The sequence below is a fragment of the Altererythrobacter sp. H2 genome (assembly GCF_035319885.1).
Lineage (GTDB): Bacteria > Pseudomonadota > Alphaproteobacteria > Sphingomonadales > Sphingomonadaceae > 34-65-8.
On record NZ_CP141285.1, the window covers coordinates 1,464,566 to 1,488,396 of the forward strand.

Below are 23,831 nucleotides of genomic sequence, written 5' to 3' on the forward strand. Positions count from 1 at the left end.
CATGCGTATCGACGAGAACCTGGCATTGCTGCGGAGCGACCCGGCTCCGCAGCGCCTGGCGCAGGCCCGGCTCGAGCAGGCAAAGGCTGCCTGGTTGGGGCAGGGGCCGGGGCGGCCGTTCCTCCGCGAACTCCATGCCTACGCAGAGGGGCGGGCGCTCAATGAACTACCCAGCCTTTTAAGGACTGTCCGCAAGGGTGGCGCGGCACGGGCGTTCGTTGCTGACCTGACGGATGCCATTCTGCCGGTGCTGCGGGCCCAGCCACTCGGCCTGGTGCCGTTCCGCCACCAGTTGACGGCCGGCCATGGGGTGATGGAGCTGGCCCGATCGGGCCGCGCGGCCCTGTCGCTGATAGCGTACCGACCGGCCGCGGGGGCGCCGCCCGCTACGGCCTGCTTCACCTCCGGCGAGCGGCATGAGGTGTGCCTGCGCGGCGCGGCGGCAGGCCGGATCGTGGGGCTCCGGACAAGGCGGGAAGGGGGCGCCACGCTGGTCACGCGCGAAACTCGCCTGACGCCCGACTGGACCGGCACGTTCGATAATTCCCGCCGGACCAAGCTGGTTGACGGAGTCTCGCACTCGCTCGTCATCCTGCGGCTGTCCCGTGATGCACTGCATCCCGGCCCCGCGCGCGAATACCGGCTGGCCGATGGCGCACTGGTCCATGAGGCGGCGGGAGATCGGCGCGACAGCCGCCGCGAACTGGCGCTCGCAGTGCTCGGCAGCATGGAGCGGCGCGATGCGCTGCCGGCCATTTGCGAAGCTGCCGGAGCCGGCCCGGCGCATGTCCGGTGGGAAGCCGTGCGTCAGGCGCTGGCGATGGATAGTGCTGCCGGGTTCGCGCTGCTGACCGGACTTGCCGGTGATCCGGCGGACGAACTGGCAGCGCCAGCGGGTGTCCTGCGTAATCGATTGCTGGCCGCGCATCCGGGATTGCCAGCGGTAGTGGAGGACGCGCCATGCCCCGCATGATGGATATCCGCGATAATTCCGTGTGTAGCCTCACCGAATGCATCGAAGGGCTCGATGCTGTCGGCCTCGACCCGCGCGATCCGGAAACGCTGGGGCAGGCCGCGCTATGGCTTCGCCGCCTTGGCAACAACCGGAGCTTTCTCGGTGACATGCTGCTGGCCGAGTTGCGCGATGGCTGCGGCAGCGGGCAGCCTGACAGCGCCTATAGCCCGCAGTCCCTCCTGTTGTCAGACTATCGCCAGGGCTATTTCCTGCGGGCCAATATCTGGCCGGGTGAAACCGACCAGACTTACAGGGCCAGCGGAGCGGGGGCATTCGCCTATGGCGTGTCGCACGACCACAATTTCGATTTCCTGACCATCGGCTATCACGGGCCGGGCTACGAAAGCGAATACTGGGAGTATGATTACGGGAAAGTCGCAGGGCTTCCCGGCGAACAGGCGGGGCTGCGCTATTGCGGGCGCCACACCCTTTCGCCCGGCACGATCCTGCACTACCGCGCGCACCGCGATGTCCATTCGCAGCTGCCGCCCAAGAGCCTGTCAGTCTCGCTCAATGTGATGGCGACTAATCCGGCGCAGGGCTGGTTTGATCAGTATGGTTTCGATCCGGGCAGCGACACCGTTACCGGTGTGCTCAGCCCTAACTCTACTGAAACCTTCCTGCGGCTGGCCGTCGCCTGCGGCAGCGAGGACGCGCTCGAACTGGCAGTCCATTTTGGCCGGACCCATCCAAGCGACCGCCTGCGGCTGGCAGCTTTCGAGGCGCGTGCGGAGCAAGCACGGGACAAGGCGCACCGGGATGCGATCTGGCGGGAGGCGGAGGCAAGCGGATCGCGGCTGGTTGCCGCCACCGCGACCCGCAACCGCGGCGCGATGGCCTAGAACGCGGCGCCGGTCAGCGCGTCGATTGCCGCCTGCAAGATGACCGCGGCGGCATGGCTGTCGATCTTTTCTGCGCGGCGCGCCCGGCTCATGTCCTGCCCGATCATGGCCTGTTCGGCACTGGCAGTGGACCAGCGTTCGTCCCACAGCAGCACCGGCAGGCTTAGCGCTGCGGCCAGGTTGCGGGCATAGGCACGGCTGGCCTGGGCGCGCGGCCCCTCGCTGCCGTCCATGTTGAGCGGCAGGCCGATCACCACGCCCCGCACGCTGCGCTCCCTGACCAGAGCCGCCAGAGCGTCCCGGTCACGCCCGAACTTGCCGCGCGGCATGGTCTTGCCTGCACTGGCAAAGCGCCAGCCCGCATCGCACAGGGCAATTCCGATAGTCTTGGTGCCGAGATCGAGCGCCAGCAGCACACCGCCGTCCGGCAGGAGCGCGCGGAACTCCGGTGCCCGGTCGGTTACCGGGGCGCCCTGGTCCATGCCTCGACCCGCTGCACCACGTCTGCCTGCACATTCGCCCAGAACAGCGGGATATCGTAAACGTGGTAGTTGTTGCCGGGCAGCACCGCGTCACCGACTTCTGGCGGAACGCCAATCAGCAGCAGCCCGCGCTCGTCGCAGCGGGCGGGGACAGCACCCGGCCGGAGCGTGCCCGAGACGTAATCCTTTTCCGGAATGAGCGTGCCCAGATTGCGGGATGCCTCGGCCGTTCCCCCCACGGCCCCGGTCAGGGGATTGGTGCACAGGATCGGGCTGGTGCCGCGCTGCTTTCCGTCAAATCCGGTCGATGCCGCGTAACTGTCCAGCACATCGGAAGGGTCGGCCGGCTCGGCATAGCTTGACCAGCTCATCACGCAGCCCGCCTGAGCCGACGTGGCACAGGCGGGAAAGCCCAGCGCCGGGAGATCGTGCGGAACCGAGATCGGCCAGCCCACGGCATAGATCGCGGCGATGCGCGGCGCGAGCGGGCTGCCTGCCAGCTCCTCCCGCATCAGGCGCAGGAGATGGAGCGATCCCTGGCTGTGCCCGGCGAGGACAATCGGCATGTCCGGATCGATGCTGGACACGAAGAATTCGAACGCCTGGCGCACATCGTCATACGCTGCCGCAATGGCCTTCTCGGAATCGGGCGTATCGGTCAGGAAGGAACCGAACGTGGCCTGGCGATACTTCGGCGCCCAGATTTCGCTCGCCCGGTTGAACGGGCTGGCCATGCCGCGAATGTAAATCTGCGCGATCCGCTGCGAATCAGCGTCATCCAGCGGAGCGTTCCAGCTCGACCGGTCGAGGTAGCTGGTCGGATGGATGAAGAAGACGGCGAAGGCGGGCGCAGCGCCATCGGCGGGTGTGGGGACAGCGGTGCCTTCCCGTTGCTGCGCGGGCTGCCACCGGGCCGGGTCATTCATGCCCATGCCGGGGCGAGACAGCCACATGGCGGGATCGTCGTAGGCGCTCACTTCGAGCGGCGCCTGAGCGACGAAGGCATCGCCGGGCACGAACACCGCCCGGGTCAGATCCTGCCACCAGATCGCCAGAATGAAACCGCCGGCAATGAACAGCACGACGATTGCCGCCACCACGTAAAGGAACTTGCGCGCCATTATCCTGCCTCTGCCTCCATCGCGTCATGCTGGTCGATCCGCGCTGCCCGTCGCTCCAGCCCGACCTTGATCATGGCCAGCAGCGGATCAGCCAGGGCCAGCCCGAGGATACCGAACAGCACCCCGAACACCAGCTGAGCCGAAAGCACCAGCGCGGGGGCAAGATCGACGGTCTTCTTGGCGATCATCGGTATGATGACGTAACCGTCGAAGTTCTGGACCAGCAAATAGACGAAAATCGTGTAGAGCCCCATCTCCGTCCCGCCTGAAAAGCCGACCAGGACCATCAGGACGCCGGAGATAATCGCGCCGACGTTGGGGATGAACACCAGCAGGCCCGTCAGCAGGCCCAGCAGCACGGCCATGGGCACGCCGTAGATCGCCAGCATGGCCCAGGTGAATACGCCCTCGATCACCATTCCCAGCAGCCGCCCGGCCAGCAGGCGACGCATGGTATAGGCCTGATGGCTAAGCGTGTCGAAGAAGGCCGGACGGTAGTCTTCCGGCACCATCCAGGCGACTCCACGCTCGTAAGCGCGCGGGTCGAAGGCGAGATAGATCCCGATGATCACGATCAGCAGCAGCGTCGTCAGCCCGCCGAACAACCCGCCGATCGCACGGGTGACACTGCCGACGCCGCTCATCAGGTTGCCGGCCATCGACTGGAGGTCGCTGGTGTTGACGGCAATCCCGTGTTGGCGCAGCAGCGCCAGCAGTTCGCCGGCCTGTTTGGTCACAATCTGGGGAAATTCTGCTGCTTCTTCAGCCAGCTGCGCTCCGGCGAATATGACCAGCCAGATGAAGAAGGCCACGGTCAACAGCAGCACGATCGCCACCCGCCAGCTGCGCCCGATCTTCAGCACCCGGCCCAGCAACCGCGCGCCGCCGTCGATCATCGCGCCGAACACCAGAGCGCCGAAGATCACCAGCAGGGACTGCGAGATATAGATCGCCAGCACCACCAGCCCGATGACCGATGCCCAGACCAGGGCGCGGGCGGCTTCAAAGCGCAGGCGGGTGCTTTCGATCCGGGTCGGGCTCGCGCCCATGTCTTCTGCTTCGGGCGGGCCAGCGCTCACTCGCGCGCGCCCTCTTCGGCGATTGCCGGGCGCAGGGAACTCCACGCCCGTTCCCCGCGCAGCGAGGTGAACCAGCTGACCGGGTTCCAGCCGGTTGTCCCGTCGAGCGAGAAGGTGATGAATTCGGCCCGGCCGCCGATGTTCTCCAGCGGGACAGGGCCGCCGAGGCCGCCGCCGCCATACGGATCGACCGGGGCGCGGCTGTCAGCCGAATGGTCGCGGTTGTCACCCATCACGAACACATGGCCCTGCGGCACTGTGAGCGGTCCGAAGTTGTCGAAGCCGCCGTCGTAGTCTTCGTTCACCACCAGATAGGTCGCACCATTGGGCAGGGTCTCGCGGGCTACGGGCAGTTCGAACACCGGGGTGCCGTCCTCGCTTCGTGCGCGGTACATGTCGAAGTCGGCAAGGCACGGGCGGGCCGGCATGCCGCAAAGATGCTGGTCGCTGGCGACGGGCATCCGCAGGGCCGGTTCGATGCGCTGCGGAATCGCCGTGCCGTTCAGCACGATCCGTCCGCCCCGCACCTCGATCGTATCACCGGGCAGAGCCACCACGCGCTTGATGTAGTCCTCGTCCCGCAGAGGATGGACCGGGATCACGATGTCGCCGTATTCCGGCGTGGCGGGCCAGACCCGCCATTCGGCCCGCGGCAGCAGGTGGAACGAAACCGACGACCAGCTCCAGCCGTAGGGGTACTTGCTCACCACCAGCCGGTCACCCACGAGCAGGTTGGGCATCATCGAGGTGCTGGGTATGTAGAATGGCTTGGCAATGAAGCTGTGGAAGGCGAGCACCGCCAGCAGCATGACGGCAAGCCCCCGCAATTCGGCCAGCCAGTTGACCTTTTCCTTGGCCGGCCGGGCCGATGCAATGTTTGGTTCGGATGCAGCGTCTGTCACGGGAATACTCAAAGCGGACGGGCCTCGATGATCACGAAGGCCTGGGCCCATGGATGATCGTCGGTGAGGGTGAGATGAATAACCGCCTCATGGCCGTCCGGCGTCATTTCCGCAAGGCGCTTGGCCGCGCCGTTCGCCAGGGCCAGGGTGGGTGCACCTGATGGTGCGTTCACCACGCCGATGTCTTTCATATAAACGCCGCGATGGAAACCGGTGCCGACCGCCTTGGAGAACGCTTCCTTGGCGGCAAACCGCTTGGCGTAGGTGCCGGCACGGGTGAAGGGACGTTTGGCCGCCTTGGCCCGCTCGACCTCGGTGAAAACCCGCCGCTCGAACCGCTCGCCGCGACGGTCGAGCACGGCCTGGATGCGCTCGATGTTGCACAAGTCGGAGCCGAGACCGATGATCATCCCCGCGCCTCGTCCATCAGCTCGCGCATGCGCAGGACGGCTGGCTCCAGCCCGCAGAAAATCGCCTCGCCAATCAGGTAGTGGCCGATGTTGAGTTCGGCCAGCTGCGGGATGGCGGCAATCGGCTGCACGTTCTCATAAGTGAGCCCATGGCCCGCGTGGGGCTCGATCCCGTTCTTGGCCGCGAGAGCGGACATGTCGGTGATCCGCTTCAGCTCGCTCGCCACCCGGTCGCGATCACCGTCGACAAACGCATGGGCATATTCGCCGGTGTGAAATTCGACCACGGGCGCGCCAAGCCGCAAGGCTGCATCGAGCTGGCGTTCGGTCGCCTCGATAAACAGGCTTACCCGGATCCCGGCATCGGCCAGACGGGTGACCATCGGGGCCAGCCGGTTGTGGAGGCCCGCTGCATCAAGCCCGCCCTCGGTGGTACGCTCCTCGCGCTTCTCCGGCACGATACAGGCGGCGTGGGGCTTGTGGCGCAGCGCGATTGCCAGCATTTCCTCGGTCGCTGCCATTTCGAGGTTGAGCGGCAGGCTGGTCGCCGCCTGGATGCGGGCGAGGTCCTCGTCGCGGATATGGCGCCGGTCCTCGCGCAGGTGGGCGGTAATGCCATCACCACCGCAAGCGGCAACGATTTCGGCGGCGCGCACCGGATCGGGATGATCGCCGCCGCGCGCATTGCGGATGGTGGCGACGTGGTCGATGTTGACCCCGAGGCGGAGGCGAGAAAGGGCCGGGGTCAAAGCGGCATTCCTGTCGGGCATACGGCTGCGCGGATTAGGTCGTGTGTTACGCCCGCTTGCTGCCAGATTTCGCCAAACGCAGCTTCCGCCTCAGCGCGGTTCGATGTCATGATGATCACCATATCGAGTTCGGGCAGGATAATGTTGCGCAGCACCACGCCGCCGATGAAACCGCGCCGCTCGACAATGCGCACGGGAGTATCGCCGCAATCCTTGAGAGGCACGCTGAACGACCACTGTCCAAGCGCGGCATAGCCATATTCGGGCTTGCCTTCCCACATCACTGCACGCTGGGCCTCGGGCAGGAGTTTGCCGGTCATCAGGGCGCGATCAAACACGAGCAAATCGCGGGCCGTGCCGTACAGGGCACCCGCAGCGCCGAAATTTTCCAGCCGGAATGCAGATGATTCCGGTTTTCCCGCAGCAAACCCTGCCACCGTGGGCTCGGCGCGGGGAAACAGACCCACGCTGGTGAGCCCGAGCGGCTGGGCAATGCGCTCGGCAATCAGGGTTTCGTATGATTTGCCGCTGGTCGCTTCGATCACCGCGCCCATCATGACGAAGTCGCAGTCACCGTAAAAGAACTCGGACAGCGGTTCGCGGGCGGTTGGACCTTCACACCAGGCACGCCCGGTCTCGGGGCTGCCGGGTTCGACCATGTAGAAGGTTGGCCAGTCGTCCCTGCCGACGGGGCCTTCTTCGGTGCGCGGCAGTCCGGACACATGCTGCATCAGCATCCGCGCGGTGATCCGGTTGGCATAGGGCGCCTTGCTGTCAGGCAGGCAGCGGATGATCGGCGCATCGAGATCGAGCCGTCCGGCGGCGACTTCCTGCATGGCAATGGTAGCTGTCACCTGCTTGGTTACAGAAGCCCAACGCCAGACCTTGCCCAATTCGTGCGCGGTACCGCCACCTGGGGCAATTTCTCCGATCGCGCGTTCGAACACGATCGTATCGCCGCGCGCGATCAGGATGGTGCCCGGTGCTGTGACAGGGTCGAGTGCGGCAGATACCGCATTCGCGTCAATCGCAGGCGGCGCGGCAGTTTCATGAGCCGCGGCCGGGAGGACTCCAAGGATCAGTGCCGCACATCCCACGAGCCAGTTCCCGAACCGCATCTGCATTGTCTTAGTCCTTCCGGCTGCCTGGTTTCGTGACAGCTACGCGGGCAAGCGCCTCGGGGATTTCCTCTTCCGCGAAAGTGGGAAAATTGAGCTGCACGAGCGGGAAGAACGGCACGCCGAGGTCGGCATCGCCTGCCGAACGGTCGACGAGTGCGACTTCTGCAATCACCGTTCCGCCCTCCCGTTCGACTGCCTCGATCGCCTCGCGACTGGAGAGCCCGGTGGTGACCACGTCCTCCACCATCAATACCCTGGCACCTTCTGCAAGAGCGAAACCGCGGCGCAGTTCGAAAGTGCCGGTCGGGCGTTCGAGAAAGATCGCATCCTTGCCCAGCGCACGCCCCATTTCATGGCCGATGATCAGCCCGCCCATGGCGGGAGAAACGACCACGTCGATCTCGCTGCGAATCTCGCGCGGCAGCCGCTGGGCGAGAGCGAGGGCAAGCCGGCCAGCCCGTTCGGCGTTCATCAGCACCCGCGCGCACTGGAGGTAGTGGGCGCTGTGGCGGCCACTCGACAGCACGAAATGGCCTTCCAAAAGGGCCTCGCAGCTACGGAATTCGGACAGTACGTCTTCGTCGGTCATGGGTCGCTTTTCCGGGAGTTCACTGTGACTTGCTTGGGGGGCAAGCGATGTTGCGGATTTTTCTCCTAGAAGCGCTTGAGGCACTGGGCAAGCGCGCGTATAGGCCCGCCTTGACGCCCCCGTTAAGGGGGGTGGTGCGGTCGCTACAGGCGGCTGGAAATCAAAAACGGAAAGCGTCGGATTGATGAATTTCGGTAATGCGCCTCGCGAGGCAATCGGCAGGAAAGTAACTGCATGGACGGCCGCTGCGCTTGCGCTGCTGCCCGCTACGGCCCTCGCGCAGGACGTTCCTGCCGATGCTGCCGCGCCTTTTGACGCACCCGCTGCGGATGCGGCCGCTGCAACTGCCACGGCTGACGCCGCGACGGGTTACACCCCGCTCGGCGCTGACATGATCAAGGGCCAGCCGGTTGACGGCGCGCTCGATCTCCAGCCGCAGTTTTCGGACGTGGGCGAATATGCCTTCGGCTTCCACGTTGCGCTCGTCTGGATCATGGCGGCTATCAGCGTGTTCGTGCTGGGCCTGCTGCTTTATGTCATGTTCCGCTACCGCAAGGCGGCCAATCCCACTCCGTCGAAAACCACCCACAACACCATGGTCGAAGTGGTGTGGACCGTGGTTCCGGTGCTGATCCTGGTCGGTATTGCCATCCCCTCGATTTCGCTGCTTTCCAAACAGTACGAAACACCCCCCGAAGATGCGGTCACGGTGAAGATTACCGGTTACCAGTGGAACTGGGGTTATGAATTCCCGGACCAGGGTATTCCCGAATTCATCGCCAACATGATGCCGGTGGAAGATGCCAAGGCTGCCGGTCTTCCGGCGCTGCTGGAAGTTGACAACCGGGTGGTGCTGCCGGTCAACACGCCGATCCGCATCCAGACGACCGCTGCAGACGTGATCCATTCCTGGGCCGTTCCTGCCCTGTGGTTCAAGATGGATGCCGTTCCGGGCCGCCTCAACGAAAAGCTGCTCACCATCAAGGAGCCGGGCATCTATTACGGCCAGTGTTCCGAACTGTGCGGCGTGAAGCATGCCTACATGCCGATCGCTGTGGAAGCGGTGCCGCTGGAACAATGGCAGGCCTGGGTCCGCTCCAAGGGCGGCTCGATCGGCGGTGAAGAGGAGGCTGCGGCACCTGCTGCTGCTGCTGCCACGGACGCTGCACCGGCAACCACTACCACTACTGCGGCTGCTGCCGCTCCCGCTGCTGCTGCTCCGGCAGTCGGCCAGTAATCGCACCCAGGGTTGAAGAGAACGAACATGGCAACCACCGCGAACACCTTCCAGGCTCACGGCGATGACCACGCCCATCATGATGCCGATCACAAGCCGGCGTTCTTTGCGCGCTGGTTCATGTCGACCAACCACAAGGACATCGGCACGCTCTACCTGATCTTCGCCATCTGTGCGGGGATCATCGGTGGTGTGATTTCGGGCGTAATGCGCGCCGAACTGGCCGAGCCGGGCATCCAGGTGCTCGGCTGGTGGGTCGAGATCATGGGTGGCGAGTCCAGCTTCGAGGCCAACGCCCACTTGTGGAACGTGTTCATCACCGCCCACGGCCTGATCATGGTGTTCTTCATGGTCATGCCGGCGATGATCGGCGGTTTCGGTAACTGGTTCGTGCCGCTGATGATCGGCGCGCCGGATATGGCGTTCCCGCGCATGAACAACATTTCGTTCTGGCTCACTGTGGCCGGTTTCATGAGCCTGATGTTCTCGACTTTCGTCCCCGGCGGACCGGAAGGTAACGGCGCCGGGATCGGCTGGACCGCCTATGCGCCGCTGTCGACCAGCGGTTCGGTTGGCCCGGCAACGGACTTTGCGATCTTCTCGCTCCACCTCGCCGGTGCAGCGTCGATCATGGGGGCCATCAACTTCATCACCACCATCTTCAACATGCGCGCACCGGGCATGACCCTGCACAAGATGCCGCTGTTCGTGTGGTCGGTGCTGGTCACCGCGTTCCTGCTGCTGCTGGCCCTGCCGGTGCTGGCCGCTGCGATTACCATGCTGCTGACCGACCGCAACTTCGGCACGACCTTCTTCAACCCGGCCGGTGGTGGTGACCCGGTGCTCTACCAGCACCTGTTCTGGTTCTTCGGCCACCCCGAAGTCTACATCATGATCCTGCCCGGTTTCGGCATCATCAGCCAGATCGTGGCGACCTTCAGCCGCAAGCCGGTGTTCGGCTACCTCGGCATGGCTTACGCCATGGTCGCGATCGGCGTGGTCGGCTTCGTCGTGTGGGCGCACCACATGTACACCGTCGGCATGGACGTGAACACGAAGATGTACTTCACGGCGGCCACCATGGTGATCGCGGTTCCGACCGGCGTGAAGATCTTCAGCTGGATTGCCACGATGTGGGGCGGCTCGATCGAGTTCAAGTCACCGATGGTCTGGGCGATCGGGATGATCTTCCTGTTCACCGTGGGCGGCGTGACCGGCGTCTATCTCGCCAACGGCGGTATCGACGATGTGGTCCACGACACCTACTTCGTGGTGGCACACTTCCACTACGTGCTGTCGATGGGTGCCGTGTTCTCGCTCTTCGCGGGCTTCTACTACTGGTTCCCGAAGATGAGCGGACGGATGCACTCGGAGTTCCTGAGCCACGTGCATTTCTGGATCTTCTTCATCGGTGTGAACATGATCTTCTTCCCGATGCACTTCCTCGGGCTGCAGGGCATGCCGCGTCGCTACCCCGACTATCCGGAGGCCTACAGCTACTGGAACGAGATCGCGACGATCGGCTACACCGTGATGGCAGTCTCGATGGTCGTGTTCTTCGTCAACATGATCTACGCCTTCGTGGCGGGCAAGAAGGCGGGCGACAATCCCTGGGGTGAAGGTGCGACCACGCTCGAGTGGACCCTGTCGAGCCCGCCGCCTTACCACCAGTTCGAAACGCTCCCGGTGATCGAAGATCACCACGACTACCACGATCACCGCCCCGTTACCGCCTGATCGGCGGGCCCTTGGGGAAGGGCCGGGGTGATGCACCAGGGGAGGGGCGCGCTGGAGACGGTGCGCCCCCCTTGCTTTAACGAAGAGCCCGAGGCGCAAAATTCCGTCTCAGGCTTGGAAAAGATCGGATCAACCGCCTGTGACAACCGCGCCAACAGCCACTGTCCCGCTTCCGGCGGAATGGCGCGATTTCTTCGCGCTGACCAAGCCGCGGGTGATGAGCCTGGTGATCTTCACCGGCCTGTGCGGCCTGCTGGCAGCGCCGGGCAGCATTCACCCCGTGCTCGGCTTCACCGCGATCCTGTGCATCGCGATGGGCGCCGGCGGGGCCGCTGCGCTCAACATGTGGTGGGAGGCCGATCTTGATGCCGGGATGAAGCGGACGGCTGCCCGGCCAATCCCCGGCGGGCGGATGGACCCGACCAGCGCGCGGGACTTCGGGATCGGCCTGTCGGTTGGCTCTGTGCTGCTGATGGGCCTGGGCATTGGCTGGCTCGCAGCATCGATCCTGGCCGTATCCATCGTCTATTATGCCGTGATCTACACCATCTGGCTCAAGCCCCGCACGCCGCAGAACATCGTGATCGGTGGCGGCGCAGGCGCCTTCCCGCCGCTGATCGGCTGGGTGGCGGTGACCGGCGACGTGACGCTGATGCCGGTGCTGCTGTTCGCGATCATCTTCATGTGGACGCCGCCGCATTTCTGGGCGCTCGCACTGTTCGTGCAGATTGATTACGCCAAGGTCGGCATCCCGATGATGCCGGTGGTGCGCGGCGAGGCATCGACCCGCAAGCAGATCCTGGTCTATTCCATCCTGCTGTTGCCGGTTGCCGTGGCCCCGTGGTTCGTCGGGGGAACTGGCGCGCTCTATGGTGTGGTGGCCCTGGTCCTTTCCGCGCTGTTCGTGGCGCTGGCTGTGCCCGTGGCCACGCGCCGCGCAGGGGAGGGCGACACCATGCGCCCCGAAAAGCGCCTGTTCTCCTTCAGCGTGCTCTACCTGTTCCTGCTTTTCGCAGCGCTCGTCGCGGACGCGCTTGTCCGCCAGCAAGGATGGCTATCGTGACCCCTGATGAACTCGCCGAATACCGCCGCCGCCAGAAGGCGCGCAATCTCGTGCTCGGCGGCGTGCTCGTGTTTTTCGTGATCCTGTTCTACGCTCTGACCATTGTGAGGATGTAGCTGCCATGACCACCATGCCGCTGGAAGACCGCAACCGCCGGGTCGGGTTCTATGCCCTGCTCGGGGCAGTGGCCATGCTGGGCCTGGGCTATGCGGCCGTCCCTCTCTACGACCTGTTCTGCCGGGTGACCGGCTTCGGCGGGACCACCCAGAAGGCGACCGAACAGGAAGCCACCCTGGCCGAACGCATGGCGCGCAGTGCCGGGGCCCGCGAGATATCGATCCGTTTCGACGCCAGCACCGCGCGGGACATGCCCTGGGCATTCAAGCCGGAACAGGTGACCGAAAAGGTCCAGATCGGGGTCCGGGATCTTGCCTTCTACACCGCCCGCAATGACAGCGGCGTGCCCATCACCGGCACCGCCACCTTCAATGTCGAGCCGGAACAGGCGGGCAAGTATTTCCACAAGGTGCAGTGCTTCTGCTTCACCGAACAGGTGCTCCAGCCGGGGCAGGAAGTGCGGATGCCGGTGCTCTATTTCGTCGATCCGGCCATCCTCAATGATCCGAACATGCGTGATACCCAGCAGATCACCTTGAGCTACACCTTCCACAAGTCAGCGATTCAGCCGAAAATTCCTGCGTCCTGACACTGGACCAAGCGCAACCGCCCGATTAAGGGCCAGACAAAGCATACTGACGGGGTACACGATTCATGGCCGGCACCGCGAACCACGATTATCACATTCTTCCGCCTGACATCTGGCCGTTCCTCGGCTCGGTCTCGGCGCTGACCTTTACCAGCGGCATGGTGCTGATGATGCACGACATGGCCAGTTGGCAGATCGTGCTCGGTCTGGGGATTGCGGGCCTGATCGCCACGTTCTTCAGCTGGTTCGGCAATATCGTGAAGGAAGCGCAGGCCGGGTATCATACCCCGGTGGTGCAGCTGCACCTGCGTTATGGCATGATCACCTTCATTGCTTCCGAAGTGATGTTCTTCGTCGGCTGGTTCTGGGCGTGGTTCGATTTCTCGCTGTTTCCTTCGGTGATTTCCGAGGTGGTGGCGGGCCAGTGGCCGCCCAAGGCGGTCGAAGCCGTGCTCGATCCGTTCAAGCTGCCGCTGCTCAACACGCTGATCCTGCTGTGCTCGGGCACCACGGTGACCTGGGCGCACCACTCGCTGATCCATGGTGACCGCGAAGGCCTGAAGAAGGGCCTGTGGCTGACCATCCTGCTGGGCCTGCTGTTCACCGCCATCCAGGCCTATGAATACAGCCACGCGCCGTTCCCGTTCGGCGAGAACACCTATGGTTCGGCCTTCTACATGGCGACCGGGTTCCACGGCTTCCACGTCCTGGTCGGCACGATCTTCCTGATCGTCTGCCTGGTGCGGACCTACAAGGGCCACTTCACCCCGCGCCAGCACTTCGGTTTCGAAGCGGCTGCGTGGTACTGGCACTTCGTCGACGTGGTGTGGCTGTTCCTGTTTGTCGCCATCTATGTCTTCGGAGGCGGGGACGCCCCGAAGATCTGATCGCTGATGAACGGCCCAGTGCCTGACAATCGAGGGGGGCAGCCAAGCATTCGCGAGGCTGCCCTTTTCGGTCTCTGCCCCCAGTGCGGCGCGAAGACGCTGTTCGAAGGGGTCGCCCAGTTCGCGCCCCGTTGCCGGGCCTGCGGGCTCGATCTCACCAAGTTCAATGTGGGTGACGGACCGGCCGCGTTCCTCACCCTGATCATTGGCGGGCTGATTGTCGGGCTGGCCCTGTGGCTGGAAATCGCGGTGACGCCGCCGTTCTGGGTCCACGCGCTGCTGTGGATCCCGCTGACATTCGGGCTGGTCATCTACGGCCTGCGCGTGGCCAAGGCAGCCTTGCTGGCAAGCGAGTATAGCAACAAGGCGGGTGAAGCGGGGCGGGATCAGGATTAATGCGCAAGATTCCCATCGTGCCGACGCTGGTCGTATTGCTGGCAGTCGCGATCATGATCGCCCTGGGCGTCTGGCAACTTGGCCGGGCTGAGGAAAAGGATGCGCTGCTCCAGCGTTATGCCGCCGCCGGGGCTTCAACGGACGCGGTCGCCTGGCCGATCAATGGCGATGCGGCCGAGCGCGTGCTCTACCGGCGTTCGCGGATCACCTGCGAGAGCCTCTCCGCGATGAAGCAGGTTGCCGGAACGGCGGCCAGCGGCGCGCGGGGTTGGGCCCATCGTGCAACCTGCACCCTGCCCGGGGGCGAGGCTTCGGCGCTGGTCGACATTGGCTGGTCTGCTGTGCCCAATCCCGCCGCCTGGACCGGCGGCCAGGTGAGCGGAATCATGGCACCGGGTCCGCGTCTGGTCGCTGACCCACCGCTGGCCGGTCTAGAACCGCTGGCCAGGCCCGATCCGCGCGAACTGCCCAACAACCACCTGTCCTACGCCGTGCAGTGGTTCCTCTTCGCGCTGACGGCACTGGTGATCTACGGTATTGCCCTGCGCCGCCGCTGGCGCGACCGCAGCTGAGCTTGGGGCGGGGCAAAGCGCCCTCGCTTGCCGAGGGCAGGCAGCATCGCTAGGCGGCAGGCACGATGGAATATATCTCGACCCGAGGAGCGGCTCCGGCGCTCGATTTCGAAGGCGCCACGCTGGCGGGCCTCGCGCCCGATGGCGGGCTCTATGTCCCACGCCAATGGCCGCGTTTTTCGCCCGACGAGATTACCGCCATGCGCGGCCTGCCTTATGCCACGCTTGCGGCGCGGGTGATGCAGCCGTTTGTCGGCGACTGCCTGGCCCCTGAACGGTTGCAGGCCATGTGCGACGCCGCATACGGCCGCTTTGCCCACAAGGCGGTGACCCCGCTGGTCCAGCTTGACGAGCAGCACTGGGTACTGGAGCTGTTTCACGGGCCCACCCTGGCATTCAAGGACGTGGCACTGCAGCTGCTCGGCCTGCTGTTCGAGGAATTCCTGAACCGCCGGGCCGAGAACCTGACCATTGTCGGGGCAACCAGCGGGGATACCGGGTCCGCCGCGATCGACGCCGTGGCCGGGCGCGAGGGAATCGATATCTTCATGCTCCACCCGCGCGGCCGGGTGAGTGATGTCCAGCGCCGCCAGATGACCACGGTGCTTGCCCCCAACGTTCATAACATCGCCATCGACGGCAGCTTTGACGATGCCCAGGCGATGGTGAAGCGGATGTTCAATGATCCGGATGTGACCGGCCGGTTCCGCATCGGCGCGGTCAACTCGATCAACTGGGCGCGGCTGATGGCGCAAGTGGTCTATTACTTCGCCACCGCGCTCCAGCTGGGCGCGCCCGAACGCAAGGTCGCCTTCAGCGTCCCCACCGGCAACTTCGGCGACGTGTTCGCGGGTTACGTAGCAGCCAGGATGGGCCTGCCGGTCGAACGGCTGATCGTGGCCACCAACGTCAACGACATTCTCCACCGCGCACTGAGCGAGGGTGACTATTCCGCCGGCACGGTCACCCCTACCGCTGCACCGAGCATGGACATCCAGGTGTCCTCCAACTTCGAGCGGCTGCTGTTCGATCTTGGCGGGCGCGACGGGGTGGCCATGGCCGAGCAGATGCGGGGGTTCGAGGCGAGCAAGGCGATGCGCCTGACCAATGCCCAGCGGGAAGGTGCAGCGGCGCTGTTCACCAGCGCGCGGGCCGATGCCGATGACACGGCGCAGGCCATGCGCTGGGCCTACGAGCAGTGCGGCCAGGTGCTCGATCCCCACACGGCGATCGGCCTCCATGCCGCGCGGGAGAGTGGTCTCGGCGCCGATATCCCGGTCATAACGCTCGCCACCGCGCATCCGGCCAAGTTTCCGGACCCGGTCGAGCGGGCGACCGGCCTGCGCCCGACCTTGCCTGCCCGGGTGGGCGACCTGTTCCAGCGCGAGGAACGGTTCACCGAGCTGGCGGGTGGGTACGACAATGTCGCGGCCTACATTACCGAACGCGCCGTGCCGGCAGCCTGATGGCTGAAGTTGTTCTCGATCCCGTGCTGATGGTGGGCGAGGGGTGGGATGCTTACCGGCTGCTCGACAGCGGGCATGGCCGCAAGTGGGAGCAATACGGCCCCTACCGCTTCATCCGCCCTGAACCGCAGGCAATGTGGAGCCCGCGCGTCGAGGAATGGCAGGCCGACGGCGAATTCGTGCCCGGTTCGGACGAGGATGGCGGCGGGCGGTGGAGCCTGTCACCCGAAGTCCCCGCCGAAGGTTGGCCTCTGGCATGGCGCATTGCGCGCTTCACCGCCCAATGCACCCCGTTCCGGCACCTCGGCTTCTTCCCCGATATGGCCCCGGTGTGGGACTGGATGGGAACGCAGCTAAGCCCTGCCTCGGCGGAGGGGCACACGACGCTCAACCTGTTCGGCTACACCGGAGTCGGCTCGCTGGCGCTGAGCGAATACGGCCCGGTGGTTCACGTCGATGCGAGCAAGAAATCGGTCGCGCAGGCGCGGGACAACGCCGCCCTTTCAGGCATGGCCGATCGCCCGATCCGCTGGCTGATCGATGACGCGACGAAGTTCGCCGCGCGCGAAGTGCGGCGGGGGCGGCGCTATGACGGCATCATTCTCGATCCGCCCAAGTTCGGGCGCGGCCCCGACGGCGAGGTCTGGCGTCTGGAAGATGGCCTGCCCGGGCTGGTGGGCGATTGCGGTCAGTTGCTGGATGACAGCAGCCGCTTCCTGTTCCTGACAGTCTATGCGGTGCGGATGAGCAGCCTTGCCCTGGCTGGCTTGCTGGCTGAAAAGCTCGCCCATCTGCCCGGCGTGATCGAGCATGGCGACCTGTGCGTGCGGGAAAGCGGGGAGGGTGCACGGCATCTGCCCACCGCGATCTTCGCACGTTGGCGGCAAAACGGCTAAGGCGGCAGACAATGGCTGATTCGCTGATCCTTGAAGTGACCGATCTCGAGCATGACGTGCTCACCGGGATCTATTCCGAAGAAACCGGCAAGCCGCAGCCCTTGCGGATCAGCATCGCCGCGCGCCTGAAGTGCGCCGAGCATTACGCGCCTGACACGCCGCTCGACGCGAGCAAGAATTACATGGACCTCAAGTTCGCCGCGACCGGCGCGCTGCCGGAGGGGGTTCACTTCAAACTGATCGAGGCCGTGGCAGACCACATCTGCGAAACCCTGTTCCTGCAGGACGACCGGGTCGAGGCGGTTACCGTCAAGATCGTCAAGCTGGCGATTGCCGAGGCGAACGAGAAGATCGGCATTACCATGACCCGGGAGCGGCGCTGACATGGCGGGGCAGGCGGTCCTGACGGTCGGCGCCCTGTCTGCCGCTGCGCTGGATGCCGCTTCGCAGTTCCATCACGAGTGGGTCGGGCAGGTCAGGCAGCAGGCCGAGCAGGGCGCCGACGCGGTCGCAATCGTCATGCGGCCTGCGCCGGTGGATCACACCGACTGGCGGCGCGCTGCTGCCCGTGACCTTGCCCGGGCCCTGGCACCGGTTCGCGTCAATGTGCTGTCGGGCAGCGATGAAGCCGCGATTTCCGCGACGCTCACATATTTGGGAAATGCGCCGGGCGTCACGGGGCACTATCTCCCGCTTCATGGAAATTGATACCGCCGCTGCGCGTGTGCCGGAATCGGGGCCTGAACCAGGTGCCGTAATGCTGCGTGACGGCTTCGGGCGCCGGATAAGCTATCTCCGCCTTTCGGTGACCGACCGGTGCGACTTGCGCTGCGGCTACTGCATGCCGGAAAAGATGCAGTTCCTGCCCCGGCGCGAGGTGCTGAGCCTGGAAGAGCTCTACCACCTATCGCTCGGCTTCATCGCGCGCGGGATCACCAAGATCCGCCTGACCGGCGGCGAACCGCTGGTGCGCCGCGACATGCCGGACCTGCTGCGTGCGCTTGGCAGGCTGCTGGGTGCCCATGGCGGGCAAGGGCGCCTGGACGAGCTCACGCTCACCACCAATGGCACGCAACTGGCGGGCTTTGCAGGCCAGATTGCCGATGCCGGGGTCAAGCGGATCAATGTCTCGCTCGATACGCGCGATCCCGCCCTGTTCGCCCGGCTGACCCGGCGTGACCGGCTGGCGGATGTCCTCACCGGCATAGCGGCGGCCAAAGCGGCCGGGCTCAGGGTCAAGATCAATACGGTCGCCCTGAAGGGGCTGAACGAGGATGAAATCCCTGAACTGATCCGATGGGCCCATGGCGAAGGCCATGACCTGACCCTGATCGAGGTCATGCCGCTGGGTGAGGTCGATGAGGACCGGGTTGACCATTTCCTCCCGCTCACTGCCGTGCGGCAGCGGCTGGAGGAGATATTCACCTTGCAGGAAAACGGCCACAGCAGCGGGGGGCCGGCACGCTATCTCACAGTCGCGCAAACCGGCGGGCAGCTGGGCCTGATCTCGCCCCTGACCAACAACTTCTGCGCCAGCTGCAACCGCATCCGGGTGACGGCAACCGGCCAGCTTTATCCCTGCCTCGGCGGGGGGGAGCGGGTCGACCTGCGGGCGGCGCTGCGGTCAGACGCGCCCGATGCCAATCTCGCTCTGGCGCTGGACGAAGCGATGCGGATCAAGCCTGAACGCCACCATTTCGATATTTCCGCCCGCGGCGCTGCACCGGCGCAGCCGCGCCATATGTCGGTGACGGGGGGATGAAGCAGGGCATTCGGATCGTCTATCTGGGTCGGCTGGCCGAGGTGGCCGGAAAGCCCGAGAGCGAGATCGGGTCCAGCTTCGGCGAACTGGACTGGCCGGACATTCTTGCCGTGCTCGACAATCATGTTGCTGACGGTCTTGCCGATGCGGTTCGTGACGAGAGAGTGAAAGTGGCGCTCAACGGGGCAGTGCTGGCCGACCGCGAATCGCTGGTGGCCCGGAACGGTGACGAGGTCGCCTTCCTCCCGCCCGTCAGCGGAGGCTGAGCAAAGCGCCATGCCGATGCGCGATATCCGCCTGCTGGACCGGATGTTTGTTCCCGGCGCGCTGATTGGCCCATTCACACAGGCCAATCCGGGGCTGGGCGGGGTCTGCACCTTTGTGGGGGAAGTGCGGCCCGACGAGGGTGTCGAGGCGCTGGAGCTGGCGCATTACGAGCCGCTCACGCTGCCGGGAATGCATGAGCTGGCCGACCGGGCCTTCGCGCGGTTCAAGCTGATGGGCTTGCTGATGGTTCACCGCGTCGGCCAGATGCAGCCGGGTGAGCCGATCGTGTGTGTTTCAGCAGCCGCGCTGCACCGGCGCGATGCGATCGATGCAGTCGATTTCTGCATGGACCATCTCAAGAGCGCGGCCTGGTTCTGGAAGCGCGAAAAGCGCGCTGATTGCTGGCACTGGATCGAGCCGCGCGCCGACGATTATGCCGATCTGGCGCGCTGGGAGAAACCGCGCCCGGTTTGACTTTGGTCAATGTGGCGGATTGCCGCATCAGGCAAACAGCAGGGGTCGCCGGAACTGGCGCCGTATGCACGGGGGTGAGCGGCGCGGTCCGGCGACAACGTCAGGTTTATCCTGACGGTGCGGTCCATGATCCGGGGCTTTGCCGCCCTCGGCGGCGGAGTTCTAGACGCCCTCCCGACCGGACAGCATCGCCAGGTGCGCGGGATCGAGCAATTCGATCCCGCGCGTACCGGCCTTCCGGAGCACGCCATCACGTTCGAGCCTGGTCAGCTGCCGGCTGACTGTCTCGATCGTCAGGCCCAGCATGTTGGCCATCTCTCCACGGGTCAGAGGCAGATCGAATCGCGCGGTCGGGTGACAGGGCGAATCGCTCGCCGCATGGGCCATCGCCAGCACCAGCGCGGCGACCTTCTGCGTTGCGGAACCGCGGCCAGCCATCGACAGAAGCTCGCGCGTGGCGTGGAGGTCCTCCTGCGAGCGGCGCAAGAGGGCCAGGGTCAGGGCGGGATAACGCTCGAGCGCATGTTCCATGTCGCTGCGGGCAAAAACGCACAGCCTGCTTTCGGTAAGCGCCACCACGTCGAACTGGGAGAAAGGCCGGAACATCTCGCCGATGAACCCCGCAGGGTGGACGAGCGCGAGGATCTGCTCTTCGCCTTCTTCGCTCACCGACGCGACTTTGAGGGCCCCGCTGAGCAATGTGGCGCAGGCCGTGTCCTCATCTCCGGCGGCAAACAGCATCTCGCCCTTCTGGAGAATGCGGGTGCGCCCCGCGCGAGCCATGATATCCCGGTCCTCATCGCCGAGAACCGAGCAGGCGGCCCGTTCCTTCACCGGGCAGGTCGAGCAGGAGAGATTCATGGTGCGGCCCTCGCTCGCAGTCCGGCGAGAATGCGGTCTTCCTCGGCAATGAGGGCGACGATGCCGGCCCGGGTGCGGCCGATTGCATCACGCTCGGTAAAGGCGAGCGTGGCATCGACATAGAGCAGGTCGAGATCGCCCAGCGCCACCGCGGTTTCGCTGCGAATGCCATCAAGGTCTGCCAGCGCGATCTGCGCGGCACCCCAGCGGTTGTCACTGACATCGGCACCCCGGCCCGCTTCGACCAGGGAGCCGGCCGCCGGCGCGCGTGCAACAAAGCGGGAATGGGCGGCCCGTGCCCGCGCTTCCAGCTCGCCCAGGCGGGCAAGGGTGCCTTCCGGCATCGGGGCCTCGGTCAGAGTCGACGCTCCCCCGCCGGCTACGGCGAAGCTGCCCTCGGCCCGCTCGGCGGGGCGTATTTCGAGCGACGGGTAGCGGGCGCTGCCACCGGCACAGGCGGTCAGGAAGAACGGGGCCGCTATCAGGGCCATCATGCAGGGGGCGCGACGCATGAGGGCCGTTTAGCACACCGGATGGCGCTTGCCACCCTGCGGCAAAAAAGGAACGGCGCGGCGTTGACTTGGAAAGGTGTTTCCCCTAACGGCACCCATCTTCCCGCACCATCGCACAACGTGGTGGCGCGGACTTGCCGTTTTCATCCATGAAGGCGGCACAGCAACACGATACGAGAGATACTCACCATGTTCGCAGTTGTGCGCACGGGCGGCAAACAATACCGGGTTGCCGCCGGAGACAAGATTGCCGTTGAAAAGCTCGCTGGCGAAGCCGGCGACACGGTTACGCTGGGCGATGTCCTGCTCGCCGGCGAAGGCGAAAGCCTGGCTGACGCTTCGAAGGTGACCGTTTCGGCGGAAATCATCGCTCAGGCGAAGAGCGAGAAGGTGATCGTCTTCAAGAAGCGTCGCCGGCACAACTATCGCCGCAAGAATGGCCACCGCCAGCAGATGACTCTGCTGCGGATCATGGCCGTGGGCGATTCGAAGGCTGAAAAGAAGGCTGCTGCCCCCAAGAAGGAAGCAGCCCCGGCAGAAGCGCCTGCCGCCGAAGCCCCGGCAGCCGAGACGAAGGCTGCTGCCAAGAAGCCGGCCGCCAAGAAGGCTCCGGCCAAGAAGGCCGCGCCCAAGGCCGACCCCGCAGCTGACAGCGCGAATTAAGGAGACCCGACGATGGCACATAAGAAAGCAGGCGGTTCGTCGCGCAACGGTCGTGATTCGGCCGGTCGTCGCCTTGGCGTCAAGAAGTTCGGCAGCGAAGGCGTGATTGCCGGCAACATCATCGTGCGCCAGCGTGGCACCAAGTTCTACCCGGGCTCCAACGTGGGCATGGGCAAGGACCATACGCTGTTCGCGCTGAACGACGGCGTGGTTCGCTTCCACAAGGGTAAACTCGGCCGAAAGTTCGTATCGGTCGACATGCTTGCCGAAGCAGCCGAATAACCGGATGATCCGATAACGGGATCGTCCAGACAGGACGGTCCCAGCCGGGCCACAGGCACCGGCAGACGAAGAGGGAGATGGGGCTTTCCTGGTAATCAGGGGGCCCGTCTCCCTCTTGTCGTATCTCCCTCACGCATAGGCGAAACAATGTTTCGCCGCCACGCAAGTGTCACGCATTGTCCCTAGCGGGCAGGTGCGGGGCGATGAGGAGAGAAGGCCATGTTTCATCGCAGTGAAAGGTTGCTGCTGAGGCCGTTCTGGCCCGAGGACTGGGGCGCCGTTTTTAAGGGGATCGCTGACGAAGCGATCGTCCGCCATCTGGCCAGTGCGCCCTGGCCCTACGAGGCGGAACATGCGCAGGCGTTTGTCGCGCTGCCTGCCGAACTGCACTTTCCCAGGCTGGCCATAACCCTTGCAGACGGCGGGGCGCTGATCGGCTGCATCGGGATTGATCCGGGCGACGCCGGGGCCGATCTGGGTTACTGGATCGCCCGCCCGCACTGGGGCCGTGGCTATGGCACGGAAGCCGGACGGGCAATGCGCGAGATTGCCCGGATGCTCGGCCATACGCGCCTCACAGCGAGCCATTTCATCGACAATCCGGCATCGGGCCGGGTGCTGCAGAAAATCGGCTTTGCGCCGACCGGGGTCAGGCGCGAGCGCGCCAGCCTCGGGCGTGGTGCAGCCGCCATGACGGTGGAGTACGCACTGGACCTGGTGGCCGAAGATTCGGTCATGCAACGCGCGGCATGAAAAAGGACCCCGGAATGGCGGGGGCCTTTTGATCCTGCAGACGCTTACTCAGCCGGCATCAGCGCATCGCTGAATTCGCCCTCGAACTTGCGGATCAGCGCGCGGTCGTCATGATCCCAGGGGTGGAAGCCGGGCTTGAAGTAGGCCAGCCACGCGGGGAAGATGCGGCGCAGCACGCCGGGCGACCAGAGCAGGTACCTGAGCAGGCCGAGCCGCGCCTTGCTGCCGGTAATCCCATCCTGCGCCAGCAGGTTCAGGCTGTCCTGCCAGCGATTGCGCAGGAAGTTCACGCTGACGATCAGCATCATCAGGTTGCGTACCTTCCACCGGCGCCAGGGCGTCCAGCCCTGCGTGGCGTGGTTCCAGGTGTCGAACGCGACGCCCTTGTGCTCGACTTCCTCGATTGCGTGCCATTTCCACATGGCACGCACTTCGGGGTCGGCCTTGTCGAAGTGCTTGGGGTTGGCGAGGAATTCGTGCGCCATCATCGCGGTGTAGTGTTCCAGTGCCAGGGTCGCGGCGAGGTTGACGATGGCCGGGCGATCCTTGGTCAGAGCGAGCATTTCCTCGACCCGCTTGTCGATCGTCTTGATGTCATAGCCGTGGCTTTCGGCCAGCTTGTTGAAGGCGATGTGTTCGCGGGTGTGATTGATTTCTTGCCGGACGAAAGCCCGGATCTCGGCATCGAGCTTGGGGCCAGCACCTTCACGGTGGGCTTTGACGGCTTCGATGAAGAACGCCTCGCCGCGCGGGAAGGTGGCGGACAGCGCGTTGTGCCAGGCGGTGCCGAACGGCTCGCCTGCCCACCAGCGATTGGGGGTGGTGTTGCGGTTGAAACGCTCGTCCCGCACGGTGATGTCAAGGTCCGACGGCGTGGGGGCGGACTCGCGGCGGTCAAGGTCGATCTGGACGGGGGCGTTCATGTGATACTCCGAATCAATACTGACATCAATGTAAGTATGGACTACTTACATTGATGTCAATAAC

30 protein-coding genes are annotated in these 23,831 nt (G+C 65.0%); 19 read left to right on the plus strand and 11 right to left on the minus strand.

Annotated features, from left to right (window positions below; genetic code table 11):
- Window position 1 precedes the first annotated feature (1 nt).
- Window positions 2-973: a hypothetical protein gene (locus U4960_RS07500; protein ID WP_324262917.1), complete on the plus strand. Its 972-nt coding sequence runs from the start codon at window positions 2-4 to the stop codon at window positions 971-973.
- Complete coding sequence (locus U4960_RS07505; protein ID WP_324262918.1) at window positions 970-1,857, plus strand: transposase; 888 nt, start codon at window positions 970-972, stop codon at window positions 1,855-1,857. The genes U4960_RS07500 and U4960_RS07505 overlap by 4 nt, the downstream gene beginning before the upstream one ends.
- Here U4960_RS07505 and ruvX read toward each other — a convergent pair.
- The 8 genes from ruvX to pyrE are packed head-to-tail and all read right to left on the minus strand — an operon-like array spanning window position 1,854 to window position 8,310.
- A complete protein-coding gene (gene ruvX / locus U4960_RS07510; RefSeq protein WP_324262919.1) occupies window positions 1,854-2,339 on the minus strand; it encodes a Holliday junction resolvase RuvX in 486 nt (161 codons plus the stop codon). The genes U4960_RS07505 and ruvX overlap by 4 nt on opposite strands.
- The gene (locus U4960_RS07515) at window positions 2,318-3,460 is read right to left on the minus strand and encodes a DUF3089 domain-containing protein (RefSeq protein WP_324262920.1); all 1,143 of its coding nucleotides are present in this window, start codon (window positions 3,458-3,460) and stop codon (window positions 2,318-2,320) included. Before U4960_RS07515 ends, ruvX begins: the two co-directional genes overlap by 22 nt.
- A complete protein-coding gene (locus U4960_RS07520; protein ID WP_324262921.1) occupies window positions 3,460-4,539 on the minus strand; it encodes an AI-2E family transporter in 1,080 nt (359 codons plus the stop codon). Before U4960_RS07520 ends, U4960_RS07515 begins: the two co-directional genes overlap by 1 nt.
- Window positions 4,536-5,441, minus strand: coding sequence for a signal peptidase I (lepB, locus tag U4960_RS07525; protein WP_324262922.1), 906 nt, complete (start codon window positions 5,439-5,441; stop codon window positions 4,536-4,538). Before lepB ends, U4960_RS07520 begins: the two co-directional genes overlap by 4 nt.
- Before the next feature lie 8 nt (window positions 5,442-5,449).
- Entirely contained in the window at window positions 5,450-5,851 is a 402-nt protein-coding gene (gene acpS / locus U4960_RS07530) for a holo-ACP synthase (RefSeq protein ID WP_324262923.1), read from the minus strand.
- On the minus strand, window positions 5,848-6,621 hold the full coding sequence (locus U4960_RS07535; RefSeq protein WP_324262924.1) for a pyridoxine 5'-phosphate synthase: 774 nt from the start codon (window positions 6,619-6,621) through the stop codon (window positions 5,848-5,850). Before U4960_RS07535 ends, acpS begins: the two co-directional genes overlap by 4 nt.
- A complete protein-coding gene (locus U4960_RS07540) occupies window positions 6,597-7,724 on the minus strand; it encodes a serine hydrolase domain-containing protein (RefSeq protein WP_324262925.1) in 1,128 nt (375 codons plus the stop codon). The genes U4960_RS07535 and U4960_RS07540 overlap by 25 nt, the downstream gene beginning before the upstream one ends.
- Window positions 7,725-7,728: 4 nt before the next feature.
- The gene (gene pyrE / locus U4960_RS07545) at window positions 7,729-8,310 is read right to left on the minus strand and encodes an orotate phosphoribosyltransferase (protein ID WP_324262926.1); all 582 of its coding nucleotides are present in this window, start codon (window positions 8,308-8,310) and stop codon (window positions 7,729-7,731) included.
- A 184-nt stretch (window positions 8,311-8,494) separates the two neighbouring features.
- Here pyrE and coxB point away from each other — a divergent pair, with 184 nt between their 5' ends.
- The 14 genes from coxB to U4960_RS07615 all read left to right on the plus strand — a co-directional run bounded on the left by coxB (window position 8,495) and on the right by U4960_RS07615 (window position 19,773).
- On the plus strand, window positions 8,495-9,547 hold the full coding sequence (gene coxB, locus U4960_RS07550) for a cytochrome c oxidase subunit II (protein WP_324262927.1): 1,053 nt from the start codon (window positions 8,495-8,497) through the stop codon (window positions 9,545-9,547).
- 27 nt (window positions 9,548-9,574) lie between these two features.
- Complete coding sequence (gene ctaD / locus U4960_RS07555) at window positions 9,575-11,284, plus strand: cytochrome c oxidase subunit I (protein ID WP_324262928.1); 1,710 nt, start codon at window positions 9,575-9,577, stop codon at window positions 11,282-11,284.
- A gap of 139 nt (window positions 11,285-11,423) precedes the next feature.
- Window positions 11,424-12,347, plus strand: coding sequence for a heme o synthase (locus U4960_RS07560; protein ID WP_324262929.1), 924 nt, complete (start codon window positions 11,424-11,426; stop codon window positions 12,345-12,347).
- Between the two features lie 121 nt (window positions 12,348-12,468).
- Complete coding sequence (locus U4960_RS07565; protein WP_324262930.1) at window positions 12,469-13,053, plus strand: cytochrome c oxidase assembly protein; 585 nt, start codon at window positions 12,469-12,471, stop codon at window positions 13,051-13,053.
- A 65-nt stretch (window positions 13,054-13,118) separates the two neighbouring features.
- Window positions 13,119-13,940: a cytochrome c oxidase subunit 3 gene (locus U4960_RS07570; protein ID WP_324262931.1), complete on the plus strand. Its 822-nt coding sequence runs from the start codon at window positions 13,119-13,121 to the stop codon at window positions 13,938-13,940.
- A 6-nt stretch (window positions 13,941-13,946) separates the two neighbouring features.
- A complete protein-coding gene (locus tag U4960_RS07575; RefSeq protein ID WP_324262932.1) occupies window positions 13,947-14,336 on the plus strand; it encodes a DUF983 domain-containing protein in 390 nt (129 codons plus the stop codon).
- The gene (locus U4960_RS07580) at window positions 14,336-14,908 is read left to right on the plus strand and encodes an SURF1 family protein (protein WP_324262933.1); all 573 of its coding nucleotides are present in this window, start codon (window positions 14,336-14,338) and stop codon (window positions 14,906-14,908) included. Before U4960_RS07575 ends, U4960_RS07580 begins: the two co-directional genes overlap by 1 nt.
- A gap of 65 nt (window positions 14,909-14,973) precedes the next feature.
- Entirely contained in the window at window positions 14,974-16,374 is a 1,401-nt protein-coding gene (gene thrC / locus U4960_RS07585) for a threonine synthase (protein WP_324262934.1), read from the plus strand.
- The gene (locus tag U4960_RS07590; protein WP_324262935.1) at window positions 16,374-17,270 is read left to right on the plus strand and encodes a class I SAM-dependent methyltransferase; all 897 of its coding nucleotides are present in this window, start codon (window positions 16,374-16,376) and stop codon (window positions 17,268-17,270) included. Before thrC ends, U4960_RS07590 begins: the two co-directional genes overlap by 1 nt.
- An 11-nt stretch (window positions 17,271-17,281) precedes the next feature.
- Window positions 17,282-17,653, plus strand: coding sequence for a dihydroneopterin aldolase (locus tag U4960_RS07595; RefSeq protein ID WP_324262936.1), 372 nt, complete (start codon window positions 17,282-17,284; stop codon window positions 17,651-17,653).
- A gap of 1 nt (window position 17,654) precedes the next feature.
- The gene (locus U4960_RS07600) at window positions 17,655-17,978 is read left to right on the plus strand and encodes a Rossmann fold domain-containing protein (protein ID WP_324262937.1); all 324 of its coding nucleotides are present in this window, start codon (window positions 17,655-17,657) and stop codon (window positions 17,976-17,978) included.
- A 49-nt stretch (window positions 17,979-18,027) separates the two neighbouring features.
- Window positions 18,028-19,032, plus strand: coding sequence for a GTP 3',8-cyclase MoaA (moaA, locus tag U4960_RS07605; RefSeq protein WP_324263078.1), 1,005 nt, complete (start codon window positions 18,028-18,030; stop codon window positions 19,030-19,032).
- Window positions 19,029-19,298 carry a MoaD/ThiS family protein gene (locus U4960_RS07610; protein WP_324262938.1) on the plus strand — a complete coding sequence of 90 codons (270 nt, stop codon included), beginning with the start codon at window positions 19,029-19,031 and terminating at the stop codon, window positions 19,296-19,298. Before moaA ends, U4960_RS07610 begins: the two co-directional genes overlap by 4 nt.
- Window positions 19,299-19,314: 16 nt before the next feature.
- Entirely contained in the window at window positions 19,315-19,773 is a 459-nt protein-coding gene (locus U4960_RS07615; RefSeq protein ID WP_324263079.1) for a molybdenum cofactor biosynthesis protein MoaE, read from the plus strand.
- Between the two features lie 162 nt (window positions 19,774-19,935).
- On the opposite strand, the gene U4960_RS07620 is transcribed toward U4960_RS07615, so the two are convergent.
- Together U4960_RS07620 and U4960_RS07625 are read right to left on the minus strand one after the other, a co-directional pair.
- Window positions 19,936-20,634 (minus strand): Crp/Fnr family transcriptional regulator, encoded by a 699-nt coding sequence (locus U4960_RS07620; RefSeq protein ID WP_324262939.1) that lies wholly within the window; start codon window positions 20,632-20,634, stop codon window positions 19,936-19,938.
- Window positions 20,631-21,128 carry a hypothetical protein gene (locus tag U4960_RS07625; RefSeq protein ID WP_324262940.1) on the minus strand — a complete coding sequence of 166 codons (498 nt, stop codon included), beginning with the start codon at window positions 21,126-21,128 and terminating at the stop codon, window positions 20,631-20,633. The genes U4960_RS07620 and U4960_RS07625 overlap by 4 nt, the downstream gene beginning before the upstream one ends.
- A 207-nt stretch (window positions 21,129-21,335) precedes the next feature.
- On the opposite strand from U4960_RS07625, the gene rplU reads away from it, so the two are divergent.
- The 3 genes from rplU (at window position 21,336) to U4960_RS07640 (ending at window position 22,844) form a co-directional block, all read left to right on the plus strand.
- Complete coding sequence (gene rplU / locus U4960_RS07630) at window positions 21,336-21,809, plus strand: 50S ribosomal protein L21 (protein ID WP_324262941.1); 474 nt, start codon at window positions 21,336-21,338, stop codon at window positions 21,807-21,809.
- Between the two features lie 12 nt (window positions 21,810-21,821).
- Complete coding sequence (gene rpmA / locus U4960_RS07635) at window positions 21,822-22,091, plus strand: 50S ribosomal protein L27 (protein ID WP_324262942.1); 270 nt, start codon at window positions 21,822-21,824, stop codon at window positions 22,089-22,091.
- Window positions 22,092-22,310: 219 nt separating this feature from the next.
- On the plus strand, window positions 22,311-22,844 hold the full coding sequence (locus U4960_RS07640) for a GNAT family N-acetyltransferase (protein WP_324262943.1): 534 nt from the start codon (window positions 22,311-22,313) through the stop codon (window positions 22,842-22,844).
- 44 nt (window positions 22,845-22,888) lie between these two features.
- Here the strand turns inward: U4960_RS07640 and U4960_RS07645 are convergent, their stop codons facing one another.
- Complete coding sequence (locus tag U4960_RS07645; RefSeq protein ID WP_324262944.1) at window positions 22,889-23,767, minus strand: metal-dependent hydrolase; 879 nt, start codon at window positions 23,765-23,767, stop codon at window positions 22,889-22,891.
- Between the last annotated feature and the right edge of the window lie 64 nt (window positions 23,768-23,831).